Origin of the sequence: Streptomyces sp. NPDC058620 (assembly GCF_042717135.1) — a bacterium.
Classification (GTDB): Bacteria; Actinomycetota; Actinomycetes; order Streptomycetales; family Streptomycetaceae; genus Streptomyces.
This window is the reverse complement of the sequence record NZ_JBHXQO010000018.1, coordinates 15,286-28,469: the sequence shown is the minus strand read 5'-3', so window position 1 is coordinate 28,469 and position 13,184 is coordinate 15,286. Positions and strand designations below refer to the sequence as shown.

The following is a 13,184-nucleotide window of genomic DNA, read 5'->3' as shown; positions in this document are numbered from 1 at the left end:
ACGCAGACACAGGAACCCCGGTCACCGTCCTGGACGGTGACCGGGGTTCAGCCGTTCCCGGAGCGGCAAGCTCAGGCCGCTCCCCCCTCGTCTCCCCCGAAGGCCCGCGCCGACGCGTCCACGTGCGCGAGCCGTCGCAGCGCGCTGAACATCGCCTCGCCCAGCACCGTGCCGACGACCACGCTCTCCACCAAGTCCTCCCGGGCCACCCGCCGCCCCACGTAGTCGAGGTCGGCCCGGGCGACAGGCTCGGCGGCGGCCGCGTAGTCGTCGAGCAGTTCGACGAACCCCCCGTGCCCGGCCCGTCGCAGCGCGACCAGCACCGCGGCCAGGGTCTCACCGGCGGGACTGGCCGCCTCGGCCTTCCAGCCCCGCCGCTCCAGCAGTTCGGCCACGTCCTCGCGGGCGGCCTCCAGTTCGGGGCCGGGCTCGCCCTCCTCCAGCAGAGCGATCCGCTTCGCCGCGACACCCAGCACCTTGTGCACCGGCTGCCCGGGGTCGTCGATCGAGCGCAGGACGTCCCCGATCGCGGAGAGCGAGAGTCCACCGACGTCGAGCAGGGCGCGGATCAGTTTCAGTCTGCGCTCGTGCCCGGAGTCGTACGTCGCTTGATTGGGGCTCGTCAACTTCCCCGGGGACAGCAGCCCTTCCCGCACATAGAACTTGATCGTCGGTACCGGGACCCCGGACATGCGACTCAACTCGCCGATGCGCACCGCGTGTTCTTCCTTCCGCCCTTGCCAACCACGGAACCCATAGTAGATAGTTCCACTACCGGATAGCAGACAGTGCCACTATCCATAGTGTCCCGCAATCCTCACCGGGGGTATCCCTATGACGTGCTGGCGTTCCTGGCACCGTCCCTTAGTCCTCTTCGCCGCGGCGATGACCGTGATGGCGTTCGTCGCCGGAGTGGGCATCCTGGTCGACGACCGGGTCCTCGCTGGCTCGGCGATCTGGGCGAAGCCCTTCAAATTCTCCGTCTCGTTCGTGGCCTACGCACTCTCGCTCGCCTGGATGCTGACGCTGTTGACGCGGGGCCGTCGCATCGGCTGGTGGGCCGGGACCGTGGTGGCCGTGGCCAGCCTGGCCGAGATGGCACTCATCACCTGGCAGGTGGTCCGCGGAAAACGGAGCCACTTCAACAACGCCACCCCCTTCGACACGAGCCTCTACAACGCGATGGCCGGCAGCATCGTCATCCTGTGGACCGGCACCCTCGTCATCGCGATCCTGCTGATGCGCGCCCGGATCGCCGACCGTGCCTCGGCCTGGGTGATCCGTGCGGGCGTCGTCATCGCCCTGGCCGGAGCCGGCCTCGGCTTCCTGATGACCCAGCCGACGGCCGAACAGCGGGCCGCGGGCAACCTCGACACCGCCGACGTGGTCGGTGCCCACGCGGTCGGCGTGCCGGACGGCGGGCCCTCGATGCCCCTCACCGGCTGGTCGACGACCGGCGGCGACCTGCGCATCCCCCACTTCGTCGGGATGCACGCCCTCCAACTGCTCCCGCTCCTCCTGCTGGTGCTGGTCGCACTGGCGACTCGCCTTCCCCGGCTGGGCGACCCACGGGTCCGGCTGCGTCTGGTGCTCGTCGCCTCCGGGGCGTACGCGGCCGTCGTCGCCCTGCTCACCTGGCAGGCGCTGCGCGGCCAGCCGCTGATCCACCCGGACGGCGCGACGCTCACCACCGCGGCCCTGATCCTTGCCGCCACCACCGCCGGGGCGTACGCGGCACTGCGCCCGGCCCCCGTACGCCCCGAGAACGATCCGCACATCCCCGCCGACAAGGAGCTCATGGCATGACCGGTGCACTCTTCGAGATCGCGTTCCTGCTGGCCGCGCCCTTCTGGCTGCTCATGATCTTCGCGCCGCGCTGGAAGCCCACCGCGCGCATCGCCGCCTCCCCGCTCACGGTCCTGCCGGTGCTGGCCGTCTACGTCACCATGGCGGTGCCGGTCTTCCCCGAGCTGTGGACGGCGGTGCGCAGCCCCGACCTCGACACGTTCCGCGAACTGACGGCCCTGGCGAACGGGGCGGGCGCGGTCTGGGCGCAGATCATCGCCTGGGATCTGCTGCTGGGTCAGTGGATGTACCTGGAAGGGCGCCGGCTGGCCGTCTCTCCGCTGGTGATGGGACCTCTGCTGGTGCTGACGATCCTGCTCGCGCCGTTCGGTCTCCTGATCTTCCTGGCCCTGCGCGCGACCAGGACCCGGACCGGGAAGGCGCTCCCCGCCCGGACGGCCCCTGATGTACACGGCCTCGCGGATTCCGGGCAGCATGGAAGAATTTCCGGGGCTTGACCAATCCGTACGGGCGGCGGCTCCGAATCACAACAGGGAACCGATGCGCCGTCCTGGAGGAAGCCCGCGTGAAAGAAGCCGTACACATCAGCGGAGCCCCCTCTGCTGGGCCCGATCTCCAGGAGCTCCTGGTAAGGGTCGCCCGTGGTGACCAGAACGCCTTCGCCAAGGTGTACGACGCGGTCTGCGGGCCCGTACTGGGTCTGGTGCGCAGCGTCCTGCGGGACCCGGCCCAGTCGGAGGAAGTGGCACAGGAAGTGCTGGTGGAGGTGTGGCGCACGGCGCCCCGCTTCCAGCCGGCGCGCGGCAGCGCCATGAACTGGGTACTGACGCTGGCCCACCGCAGGGCCGTCGACCGGGTCCGTTCCGTGGAGGCCGCGGCGGCCCGCGAACACAAGGCCGCCCTTCTGGACCGCACGCCCGACTTCGACGAGGTGGCGGAGCAGGTCGAGACCCGGCTCGAACGCGAACAGGTCCGGCGCTGTCTGCGGACCCTCTCCGAACTGCAACGTCAGTCCGTGACCCTGGCCTACTACCGGGGTCTCACCTACCGCGAGGTGTCGGAGCTGCTCTCCGTCCCTCTCGGCACGATCAAGACACGGCTGCGCGACGGGCTGATCCGGATGCGCGACTGCCTGGGGGTGAACGCATGAGCACCGCCGAACTCCACACACTGACCGGGGCCTACGCCCTGCACGCACTGCCGGACGACGAACGCCGTGAGTTCGAACGGCATCTGGAGGCGTGCGAGGCATGCGCCCAGGAGCTACGGGAACTGTCCGCGACCGCCGCCCGGCTCGGGCTCGCGGTGTCCCGGACGCCGACGCCCGGACTGCGTGACAGGGTGCTGCGCGACATCACGACGGTACGTCAGGAGCCGCCGTCCCACGGCCGGCTCGCCCGCGCCGCCGGGGCCGGGGGCCGGGCGCGTCGCCGGACCACCTATGTGCTCGCCGCCTGCATCGCCGCGTCCGCCGCCTTCGGCGGAGTCGCGATCTGGCAGAACCAGGTGGCCCAGGACGCGAGGCAGGAGGCCAACCGTGCCGGTCAGCGCAGCGAACAGCTGGCCCAGGTGCTCGCGGCTCCGGACGCGAAGACCAGCTCGGGCACGCTGGAGGGCGGTGCGCGGGGCACCGTAGTCGTCTCACGGAGCGTGAACCGGGCGGTGTTCCTGGCGTCGGGGATGGAGCGCCCGCCGGCCGGCCGGGTGTACCAGCTGTGGTTCGACGACGGTGGCACGATGCGGTCCGCGGGGCTGATGGACCCGTCGACGACGAGTGACGCCTTGCTGATGGACGGACCGGTCGACCGGGCGTCCGGGATGGGCATCACCGTCGAACCCGCCGGCGGCTCCGCGCAGCCGACCACCGCGCCGCTGGCCCTGATGAGCCTCCCGGCCTGATCCGGAGGAAAGGCCGTGGGAGATCCGGCGGCTGACGAACCGTTCTGTCCGGAGACCCGGTGGCGCCCGTGCCACCGGGTCTCCGGCTTACCGGGCCGTACCGGCGGACGGGACCGTGCCGGCGGGCCGGGCAGCTTCGTTCGTCGGGGCAGTTTCATTCGATCGGGTGACTGACCAATCCGCGACCCGACCGGCACCGAATCACCGGTGTGAAAGCAGATCAGAACGATGCGCAGCCGCACGGGACGACGCCCCTGTCCCGGCGATCCCGTTGGGCATGCGCCTCCTTCGCCGCGTTCAGTGGCCTGATCGCGGGGTTCTGCGCCCTGTGCGTCGCCGAGCTGGTCGCGGCCGTCGTTCGTCCCGAGGCGGGTCCGGTCACGGCGGTGGGCGGTGCGGTCATCGACCGCACTCCCACGGCGGTGAAGGACTTCGCCGTACGGAACTTCGGCACCGCCGACAAGCTGGTGCTTCAGCTCGGCATCCTCGCGCTCCTGGCGGTCTTCGCCATGGCGGTGGGGGTGCTGGCGCTGCGGCACCGGCGGCTCGGTGCGGCGGCCGTCCTGGTCTTCGGTGTGGTCGGGGCAGTGTCGGCGACCGGACGGCCCGAGGGCCGCCCCGGCGACGCACTGCCTTCGGTGGTGGGTGCCCTGGTGGCCGCAGGAGCGCTGTATCTCCTGGTCGGACGGCTTGCCCCGAGGACCCTTCCGTCTCCCGCGGCTGGGGAGACGGAGGTCCGGGCGGACCAGGGCACCTTCGACCGTCGCGCGTTCGTGATCGCGGCGGGCGTCGCGGCTGCGGCCTCGGCCGGAGCCGGTTACACGGGGCGCCGGGTCACCGCGTCCCAGCAGGCCGGTGCGGCCGCCTCGCGCGGTGCGATCACCCTTCCTGTCCCCGGTTCGCCGGCGCCTCCCGTACCTCGCGGCGCAGACCTCGGCATCCGCGGGCTGAGCTCGTTCGTCACACCGAACAAGAGCTTCTACCGCGTGGACACCGCCCTGGTCGTGCCGCGTGTCGACGCCGGACGCTGGCGCCTTCGCATCCATGGCAAGGGGGTGGCACGCCCCCTCACGGTCGACTTCCAGGACCTGCTCCAGCGGGAGCTGATCGAGCGTGACATCACGCTCACCTGCGTCTCCAACGAGGTGGGTGGCCCCTACGTCGGCAATGCCCGCTGGATCGGTGTGCGGCTGGCCGATCTGCTGCGCGAGGCCGGGGTGAAGCCGCCCTCGAACGGCGGGAGCGCCGACCAGCTCGTAGCCCGGTCGGTCGACGGCATGACGATCGGCACACCGGTCGAGGACGTCATGGACGGCCGCGACGCGATGCTCGCCCTCGGGATGAACGGCGAACCGCTCCCCTTCAGGCACGGTTTCCCCGTCCGGATGCTCGTTCCCGGGCTGTACGGCTATGTGTCCGCCTGCAAATGGATCAAGGACATCGAGCTGACGACCTTCGGCGCGTACGACGCGTACTGGGTCAAGCGCAAGTGGTCGCACGAAGCCCCCGTCAAGACCCAGTCACGCATCGACACCCCGCGCCCGTTCGCCTCCCCCAGGGCAGGCACGGTGCCGGTCGCAGGAGTCGCCTGGGCCCAGCACCGGGGCGTCGCCCGGGTGGAGGTCCGGGTCGACGGCGGTGAGTGGCAGACCGCCCGGCTGGCCGCCGAGGACAGCAGGGACACCTGGCGCCAGTGGGTGTGGGAGTGGCCCGCCACGACCGGCAGCCACACCCTCGAAGTCCGCGCGACGGACCGTACGGGTGCCACCCAGACGGACAAGCGCGTCGGCACCGTCCCCAACGGGGCGACCGGCTGGCACTCGGTGGTGGTCAACGTGCCCTGAGCAGCCAGGACCGACTGTCTCCCCCCATACATACGGCTCCACACCCTCCCTCACACCTGTACAACGCACACGCCCCTTCCGGGCCAACAGAATCCGAACCAGGAGAACACCATGAACACCCTTCGCTTCCGCCGCGCCGCCATCGCCGTGTCCGCCGCGGCCGTGCTGCCGCTCGCCCTGACGGCCTGTTCGAGCGACGCCAAGGACTCCGCATCGGGCTCCACTGCCTCGGCCGCTTCCTCCGAGCCCGCCGCGTCGCCGGACGAGGCGATGGGCACGGACAAGCCGTTCGGTCCGGGCTGCGCGTCCGTGCCCGCGGACGGCGCGGGTTCGTTCGACGGCATGGCCCAGGACCCGGTCGCCACGGCCGCGTCGAACAACCCGGACCTCTCGACGCTGGTCACCGCCGTCAAGCAGGCCGGCCTGGTCGACACCCTGAACAACGCCCAGAACATCACGGTGTTCGCGCCGACCAACGACGCCTTCGCCAAGGTCCCGAAGGCCGACCTCGACGCGCTGCTCGCCGACAAGGCCGCGCTCACCAAGGTCCTCACCTACCACGTGGTGGGCGAGAAGCTGACGCCGAAGCAGCTCGAGAAGGGCTCCTTCGACACCCTGGAGAAGAGCAAGCTCACCACCGCCGGTTCGGGCGTGGACTACACCGTCAACGACTCCTCCAAGGTGGTCTGCGGCAATGTCCCCACGGCCAACGCCACGGTCTACATCGTCGATTCGGTGCTGATGCCCCCGAAGTAGCCGCTGCGCATCTCCGGACGGCGGCAGCGGGCTCGGCCCCGATCCCCCGCGGCCGGAAGGACACCTCTGCGAAAGCCTCTACCCTGGCCGGATGAACCGTACGGACCGGGCAGTGGGCGCAGTGGTCGGCTCAGCGGTGGGTGACGCGCTGGGCGCCCCCTTCGAGTTCGGGCCGAGGGGCGTCTTCACGGAGCGCTTCCCCGACGGCGTCGGCACGATGTGCGGGGGCGGCGGCTGGGACCCCGGCGAGGCCACCGATGACACGCAGATGGCGGTCCTGGCCGGGGAATCCCTGCTGGAGCGCGGCGGGCTGGACCTGCCCGACATCTTCGGCCGGTTCCGGCGCTGGGCGGCGGGCGACCCGAAGGACATCGGGCTCCAGACCGAGGACGTGCTGACGAGCGGGGAGCCCTGGGATCTGGCGGCCGCCCTGCACTTCCAGGTCAACGGCCGGGCGGCGGGGAACGGTTCGCTGATGCGGGCCACTCCGTCCGCCGTCCACTTCGCGCGGGCGGGCCGGACGGCGACGATGGACGCCGCCCGGCGTATCGCGGCGCTGACGCACGGCGACCGCGCCGCCTGGGAAGGCACGGCCGTCTTCCACGAGCTGGTGCGGGTCGCCCTGTACGGAGGCGACCCGCTCGCCGCCGTCCCCGAAACCCTCGCGGAGGTGCACGCCGGCCACCGTGCCCGGTGGGCTGCCGTCCTGGCGGCCGACTGGCACCCGGACGACGCCACGGAGTTCAACGGCGCGGTGTGGCCGTGCCTGGGCACCGCGCTGTGGGCGGTGCGCACGACCCGTACGTACGAGAGCGCCCTGGCGGCGGCCGTCGACGTGGGCGGCGACACGGACACCGTGGCAGCGGTGACCGGCGGCCTGGCGGGCGCGGTGTACGGGGCGGACGCGATCCCGGAGCGCTGGACCCAGCCGCTGCACGTCCCCCTGCCCGGGTGGGGCGACCGGGTGCTGCGGGCGGCGGAACTGGCCTCGTTGGCCCGGCGGCTGAACGGTGACGAGACCGCCGCAGTGGATTCACATCGATAAGTCGACCAGATATCTACACATAAGGGATGGATAAGCGCAGAATGGGCGTGTTAGGTGCCCACCGCGCACGCACCCGGCGGTCGGGCCTGTAGCAGCGAGGGAGACGAATCTCATGAGCAACGTCTCGCACACCCGGAGTGACATGAGCACGCACCCCGATGTGTCCGAAATGCGAGCACGGCACGACCGCGTTCTCGGCGGCCGTGACGTGGCCCTCGTGGACGCACCGGTACTCCTGGTCGGGCTGTACTGCGCCGTCTCGCCATGGGTGCTCCACTTCACGGCGAGCCAGCCGGCTCTGGTGACGCACAATCTCGTCCTCGGCATCGCGATCGCGGTGCTGGCGCTCGGGTTCACCGTGATGCCGGAGCGGATGTACGGACTGAGCTGGGCCATCTGCGCCATCGGCGCCTGGCTCATCGTGTCGACGTGGATCGTGGGCACCAGCCCGGACGCCGGGGTCATCGCCAACAACATCATCGTCGGCGGACTGACGGTCCTGCTGGGCGCGGCCTGCGCGGTCACGGCGATGAAGAGCGAGAAGAGCTGAGGAGGGCGACAGGGGCCTGTGGCCCCGGACCGGACACGGACGTGCCCGGTCCGGGGCCACAGCCGTATCAGGTCCGGTGCCCCGAGTCCGCATGCTCCTCAGCCCGTCCGGCGTTCGAGGACCGGGGCGGAGCATCGGGGTTCACCCCACGGAGCTGTACGCCACCACGCCCCGCAGCACCGCGTCGACCGCCTTGTGCGCGTTCTTCGCCACAGACCCGGCCGCCCCCGCAGCCGCACCCTCACGAGGCGCCGCGGCCGCGATCTGTCCGAGCACGTCGATCACCTGCTTGCACCACCGCACGAAGTCCCCCGCGGGCATCTCCGCCTCGCGCAGCACCTCGTCCAGCGTCCGCCCGGAGGCCCACATATAGACCGCCCAAGCGAAACCGAGGTCGGGTTCGCGCTGTCCGACCCCCTCCGCCTGGTTGATCTTGAAGTCTTCCTCCAGGGCGTCGAGACGGCCCCAGATCCGCACCATCTCGGCCATCGCCGTCTTCGCCGGCCCGCTCGGCAGCTTCGGCGCCACCGCGTCGTCCGCCTGCCGCGCCTCGTACACCAACGCCGATACGCACGCCGCGAGTTCGGCCGGGTTCAGCCCTTCCCAGACGCCTTCGCGCAGACACTCACTGGCGAGCAGGTCGAGCTCGCCGTAGAGGCGGGACAGCCGCCGCCCGTTCGAGGTGACCTCGTTGCCCCGCAGATAGTCCAGCTCGGTCAGGAGCGCCACGATCCGGTCGAAGGTCCGGGAGATCGTGTTCGTGCGCCCGGCGATCCGGTTCTCCAGCTGCTTCGTGTCACGCTGCAGCCGGTGGTACCGCTCCGCCCACCGCGCATGGTCCTCACGCTCGTCGCATCCATGGCAGGGGTGCGCGCGCAGAGCCGTCCGCAGCCGCGAGATCTCGCGGTCGTCGGCCGCGGCCGCCCGCTCCTTGCGGTGCCGCTCGGGCACCAGGTGCCCGGCCTTCGTCCGCAGCGCGGACGCCAGATCGCGCCGCGACTGCGGCGAACGCGCGTTGAACGACTTCGGCACCCGCATCCGGTCCAGGGCCTCCACCGGCACCGGGAAGTCGATCGACGCCAGCCGCTTGACCTGTCGCTCGGCGGTCAGCACCAGGGGCCGGGGCCCGTCGGCGTACTCCAGCCCCCGGTGCCCGTTGGCCCGCCCGGCGGGCAGCCCCGGATCGAGGACGAGCGCCAGCCCGGCGAACTTGCCGGTCGGCACATGAATGACGTCACCCGGCTTCAGCCTCTCCAGGGACGAGGCCGCCGCGACCCTCCGCTGCGCCGCGCCCTGCTTGGCGAGCTCCGTCTCACGGTCCTTGAGATCACGCCGCATCCGCGCGTACTCCTCGAAGTCACCGAGGTGGCACGTCATGCCCTCGCGGTAGCCCTCCAGGCCCTCCTCGTTGCGCTGGACCTGCTTGGAGATCCCGACGACCGACCGGTCGGCCTGGAACTGCGCGAACGAGGTCTCCAGCAGCTCACGCGACCGATGCCGCCCGAACTGGTGCACGAGGTTCACGGCCATGTTGTACGAGGGGCGGAAGCTGGACCGGAGCGGATACGTGCGCGTACCCGCGAGCCCGGCCAGGCCGCCCGGGTCCATGCCCCGCTGCCACAGCACGACCGCATGACCCTCGACGTCGATCCCGCGGCGCCCGGCCCGGCCGGTGAGCTGTGTGTACTCGCCGGGAGTGATGTCGGCGTGCTGCTCGCCGTTCCACTTGACCAGCTTCTCCAGGACCACCGAGCGCGCCGGCATGTTGATCCCCAGCGCCAGCGTCTCGGTGGCGAAGACCGCCTTGACGAGTCCGCGTACGAACAGCTCCTCGACGACCTCCTTGAAGGTCGGCAGCATGCCCGCGTGATGCGCGGCGATGCCCCGCTCCAGCCCTTCCAGCCATTCGTAGTAGCCGAGGACATGAAGGTCCTCACCCGGGATGGAGGCGGTCCGCTCCTCGACGATCTCCCGCACCAGCCGGCGCTTGTTCTCGTCGTTCAGCCGGAGCCCGGCCTGCAGGCACTGCTGCACGGCGGCCTGGCAGCCGGCCCGGCTGAAGATGAACGTGATGGCCGGCAGCAGCCCCTCGTGGTCCAGCCGGTCGATGACCTCGGGTCTCGACGGGGTCCAGATCCGGCTGCGCTGACGCCGCTCGCGCTCCCGGTCCGCCTCGCGCACCATCTTGCCGCGCCGCCGGTCGCGGGGGTTGTATCCCGCCTGGTTCTCCATGCGGGCGAGCCGGACGAGGTCCGGGTTGACCTCACGGCGCCCCGTCCCCCGGCCGCCGTGATCGGTCTCCTCCTCGAAGAGGTCGTACATCCGGCGCCCGGCCAGCACGTGCTGCCAGAGCGGCACGGGGCGGTGTTCGGAGACGATCACTTCGGTGTCGCCGCGGACGGTGCCCAGCCAGTCGCCGAACTCCTCGGCGTTGGACACGGTCGCCGACAGGGACACCAGAGTGACGGACTCCGGCAGGTGAATGATCACTTCTTCCCACACCGCGCCCCGGAAGCGGTCGGAGAGGTAGTGCACCTCGTCCATCACGACGTAACCGAGACCGGTCAGGGACTGCGAGCCCGCGTACAGCATGTTCCGCAGGACCTCGGTGGTCATGACGACCACCGGTGCCTCGGAGTTCACGCTGTTGTCGCCGGTCAGCAGACCGACCTTGTCCGCACCGTAGCGCCGCGCCAGATCGGCGAACTTCTGGTTGGACAGCGCCTTGATCGGGGTGGTGTAGAAGCACTTGCGGCCCTGCTGGAGCGCGAGATGCACGGCGAACTCGCCGACGATCGTCTTGCCCGAACCGGTGGGCGCCGCCACCAGCACGCCCTTGCCCGCCTCCAGGGCTTCGCACGCCTCGACCTGATACGGGTCGAGACCGAATTCGTACATCTCGCGGAAGGGCCCGAGGGCCGTGGCCCGCTCGGCCGCACGAACGCGAGAAGCCTGGTATCGCTCAGCTGGTGAGAGGTCCTCTGTCATCTTGATATGAGCCTACCCGCCACCTCTGACAGTCAGGCGATCTTTAATTCTCCGGGCAGAGAACCCTCACGGCGCCCGGCACACTGGTGGCCGTGAGCGGCAGCGCCCCCAGCGGTTCACCGTCCGCGTAGGCGGTGACACCCGCCGCCACCAGCTCGATCGAGGAGACCCGGTACGCGGTGACCTTGGGATGGCTGAGGTGCGTTCCCTTGTACACCCTGGGGAACACCTTCAGCAGGGTCGCGCGGCTGCAGTCCCCGACCACGGTCACGTCGAACAGCCCGTCGTCCATGACGGCGTCCGCGCAGATCCGCATGCCACCGCCGTACGTGGACCCGTTGCCGACGGCGATCAGCGTCGCCTCGACCTCCCGCACGGCGCCTCCGTCGAGCCGGATGCGGTACGGGATGGGCTTGAACGCGGCCAGTTCGGCGAGGATCGCCAGGTCGTACCTGAAGCGACCGCCCCAGGGCATCCGGTTGCCCCGGTCGTTCACCCGTGAGTCGAAACCGGAGGCGAGGACGGAACCGAACCACCGCTCGCCGACCCGTCCGAGGTCGATGTCCCGGACATGGCCCTCCTTGAGGGCCCGGGCGGCCAGCCGCCCCGCGGCGGCCGGGTCCCGTACCGGCAGCCCGAGCGCACGGGCGAAGTCGTTGCCGGTACCGACGGCGACGACGCCGAGCGGGGTCGTGGTTCCGGCGACGGCCTGAAGGGCGAGGGAGGCCATGCCGTCCCCGCCCACGGCTATCAGCGCCCCGGTCCCGGCACCCACGGCCTCACGAGCCCGCCGCAGGGCGTCGTCGGCGTCCTCGCCGAGGACCGTGCGTACGGAGAATCCGGCGTCCCGCAACGCGGAAGCGGCCGGCTGCGCGGCGTGCGCGCCCCGGCCGCGTCCTGCGGTGGGATTGACGAAAAGGGTGATCTCGCTGGTCACCCGCCGGACCTTACAAGGTCAGGTGATGTCGTCGTAACCGTTGACCCGGTGCGACCGTGCGCCGTCCGACTCGCCGGTGGCCTGCTCCGGCAGCGGGGTACGCGAGGCGGACACCACTTCGGGGGTGAGGTCCAGCCGCGACGCCTCGTCGTCGTCGAGTTCGGCGTCGGGGTTGGCCCGGCGCCTGCGGGCGTCGTTGAGGAGGGAGAAGCCCGTCGCGATGAAGTAGAGGACGGCCAGCGGTCCCGCGAGGAGCAGCATGGACAGCGGTTCACCACCCGGGGTGGCGATCGCCGCGAAACCGGTGAGCCCGATGATCATGCCCCGCCACCAGCCGAGCATCCGCTTGCCGGAGACGATGCCCGTCATGTTCAGCGCGATGAGGAGGAGCGGCAGCTCGAAGGCGAGCCCGAAGACGATCACCATGCGGGTGAGCAGGTCCAGGTAGCTGTCGAGCCCGATCTGGTTCTGCACGTCGCTGGGGGTGAAACCGAGCATGATCTCCGCGGTCTGCGGCAGGATCGAGTACGCCAGGTATCCCCCGGCGAGGAACAGCGGTGCTCCTATGACCGCGAAGCCGTAGGCATACCGCTTCTCACCCTTGTGCAGGCCCGGGGCCACGAAGGCCCACAGCTGGTAGAGCCAGACCGGGGCGGCCAGCAGCACGCCCGACATCAGGGCGACCTTCAGTGCGTTCGTGAAGGGACCCATCAGGGTGTCGGTCTTCAGCAGGGCGCACGGATTCCCGTTCTTCGCGACGACCACCGCGCCTTCACAGCCCACCGAGCTGATGAGCGGGCGCAGCAGGAAGTCGTAGATGTCCTTCTGGAAGAAGGCGGCGACAATCGTCACCACGACAATCGCCAGTACGGCCTTCAGCAGCCGGTTACGCAGCTCACGCAGGTGATCGAGGAGGGGCATGCGCCCCTCTTCGTCCTTCTCCTGCTTGCGGGCAGACTTGAGCAACCCACTTCCCTCGTCTCGTACGGCAGCTGTCGGTGGAGCCCGTCAGCTGTCAGCTCTGGGTGGTGGGCTTGGCCTCGCTGACCGGGCGGGAGCTGGTGACGTCTCCGGGAGCGGCCTGAATGGTGCGCGCGGGAGTCGCCTGCGGGGTCTGGTCGGCGACGGTCTCCGTCGTGGGCGCCGCGGTCTCCGCGTCGTCCTTCTTCATGGCCTTGGCCTCGCTCTTGAGGATGCGGGCCGACTTGCCGAGCGAACGCGCCATGTCAGGAAGCTTCTTGGCACCGAAGAGAAGCAGGATGACAGCGATGATCAGAACGATCTCGAGGGGCTTCAGATTGCCGATCATGTGCGACTTCCTTCTCACTGAGGCGACTGGAGGGTGGGCTCGCTACCCGT

At 70.4% G+C, this 13,184-nt stretch carries 13 protein-coding genes; 8 read left to right on the top strand and 5 right to left on the bottom strand.

Translation table 11 applies throughout. From position 1 onward, the window contains the following. Window positions 1–71 precede the first annotated feature (71 nt). Window positions 72–716, bottom strand: coding sequence for a MerR family transcriptional regulator (locus ACFWSK_RS18940; protein WP_383787276.1), 645 nt, complete (start codon window positions 714–716; stop codon window positions 72–74). Between the two features lie 169 nt (window positions 717–885). On the opposite strand from ACFWSK_RS18940, the gene ACFWSK_RS18935 reads away from it, so the two are divergent. From ACFWSK_RS18935 to ACFWSK_RS18900, 8 genes are all read left to right on the top strand, one after another. Further along, the gene (locus ACFWSK_RS18935) at window positions 886–1,806 is read left to right on the top strand and encodes a hypothetical protein (RefSeq protein ID WP_383787273.1); all 921 of its coding nucleotides are present in this window, start codon (window positions 886–888) and stop codon (window positions 1,804–1,806) included. Next, window positions 1,803–2,303, top strand: a complete 501-nt coding sequence (locus ACFWSK_RS18930; RefSeq protein WP_383787271.1) for an ABA4-like family protein — start codon at window positions 1,803–1,805, stop codon at window positions 2,301–2,303. Before ACFWSK_RS18935 ends, ACFWSK_RS18930 begins: the two co-directional genes overlap by 4 nt. Window positions 2,304–2,371: 68 nt before the next feature. Then, window positions 2,372–2,956 carry a sigma-70 family RNA polymerase sigma factor gene (locus tag ACFWSK_RS18925; protein WP_383787268.1) on the top strand — a complete coding sequence of 195 codons (585 nt, stop codon included), beginning with the start codon at window positions 2,372–2,374 and terminating at the stop codon, window positions 2,954–2,956. Continuing rightward, window positions 2,953–3,705, top strand: a complete 753-nt coding sequence (locus ACFWSK_RS18920) for an anti-sigma factor domain-containing protein (protein WP_383787265.1) — start codon at window positions 2,953–2,955, stop codon at window positions 3,703–3,705. The genes ACFWSK_RS18925 and ACFWSK_RS18920 overlap by 4 nt, the downstream gene beginning before the upstream one ends. A 254-nt stretch (window positions 3,706–3,959) precedes the next feature. Further along, a complete protein-coding gene (locus ACFWSK_RS18915; protein WP_383787475.1) occupies window positions 3,960–5,549 on the top strand; it encodes a molybdopterin-dependent oxidoreductase in 1,590 nt (529 codons plus the stop codon). 111 nt (window positions 5,550–5,660) lie between these two features. Further along, entirely contained in the window at window positions 5,661–6,305 is a 645-nt protein-coding gene (locus tag ACFWSK_RS18910; RefSeq protein ID WP_383787262.1) for a fasciclin domain-containing protein, read from the top strand. A 91-nt stretch (window positions 6,306–6,396) separates the two neighbouring features. Continuing rightward, a complete protein-coding gene (locus ACFWSK_RS18905) occupies window positions 6,397–7,350 on the top strand; it encodes an ADP-ribosylglycohydrolase family protein (RefSeq protein WP_383787259.1) in 954 nt (317 codons plus the stop codon). Window positions 7,351–7,462: 112 nt separating this feature from the next. Continuing rightward, complete coding sequence (locus tag ACFWSK_RS18900; RefSeq protein ID WP_383787257.1) at window positions 7,463–7,900, top strand: SPW repeat protein; 438 nt, start codon at window positions 7,463–7,465, stop codon at window positions 7,898–7,900. 141 nt (window positions 7,901–8,041) lie between these two features. On the opposite strand, the gene ACFWSK_RS18895 is transcribed toward ACFWSK_RS18900, so the two are convergent. From ACFWSK_RS18895 to tatA, 4 genes are read right to left on the bottom strand one after another with little or no spacing between them, the layout of a single operon-like run. Next, window positions 8,042–10,888, bottom strand: a complete 2,847-nt coding sequence (locus ACFWSK_RS18895) for a DEAD/DEAH box helicase (protein ID WP_383787255.1) — start codon at window positions 10,886–10,888, stop codon at window positions 8,042–8,044. A 43-nt stretch (window positions 10,889–10,931) separates the two neighbouring features. Then, a complete protein-coding gene (locus ACFWSK_RS18890; protein ID WP_383787252.1) occupies window positions 10,932–11,825 on the bottom strand; it encodes a diacylglycerol kinase in 894 nt (297 codons plus the stop codon). A gap of 18 nt (window positions 11,826–11,843) precedes the next feature. Continuing rightward, window positions 11,844–12,791 carry a twin-arginine translocase subunit TatC gene (gene tatC / locus ACFWSK_RS18885; protein WP_383787249.1) on the bottom strand — a complete coding sequence of 316 codons (948 nt, stop codon included), beginning with the start codon at window positions 12,789–12,791 and terminating at the stop codon, window positions 11,844–11,846. A 49-nt stretch (window positions 12,792–12,840) separates the two neighbouring features. After that, window positions 12,841–13,134, bottom strand: a complete 294-nt coding sequence (tatA, locus tag ACFWSK_RS18880) for a Sec-independent protein translocase subunit TatA (RefSeq protein WP_383787246.1) — start codon at window positions 13,132–13,134, stop codon at window positions 12,841–12,843. Window positions 13,135–13,184 lie beyond the last annotated feature (50 nt).

Bases quoted from the DNA above. Each gene is read 5' to 3' on its own strand.
- ACFWSK_RS18935 (WP_383787273.1), top strand. From the start codon at position 886: ATGACCGTGATGGCGTTCGTCGCCGGAGTGGGCATCCTGGTCGACGAC.
- ACFWSK_RS18930 (WP_383787271.1), top strand. From the start codon at position 1,803: ATGACCGGTGCACTCTTCGAGATCGCGTTCCTGCTGGCCGCGCCCTTC.
- ACFWSK_RS18920 (WP_383787265.1), top strand. From the start codon at position 2,953: ATGAGCACCGCCGAACTCCACACACTGACCGGGGCCTACGCCCTGCAC.
- ACFWSK_RS18910 (WP_383787262.1), top strand. From the start codon at position 5,661: ATGAACACCCTTCGCTTCCGCCGCGCCGCCATCGCCGTGTCCGCCGCG.
- ACFWSK_RS18905 (WP_383787259.1), top strand. From the start codon at position 6,397: ATGAACCGTACGGACCGGGCAGTGGGCGCAGTGGTCGGCTCAGCGGTG.
- ACFWSK_RS18900 (WP_383787257.1), top strand. From the start codon at position 7,463: ATGAGCAACGTCTCGCACACCCGGAGTGACATGAGCACGCACCCCGAT.
- ACFWSK_RS18895 (WP_383787255.1), bottom strand. From the start codon at position 10,888: ATGACAGAGGACCTCTCACCAGCTGAGCGATACCAGGCTTCTCGCGTT.
- tatA (WP_383787246.1), bottom strand. From the start codon at position 13,134: ATGATCGGCAATCTGAAGCCCCTCGAGATCGTTCTGATCATCGCTGTC.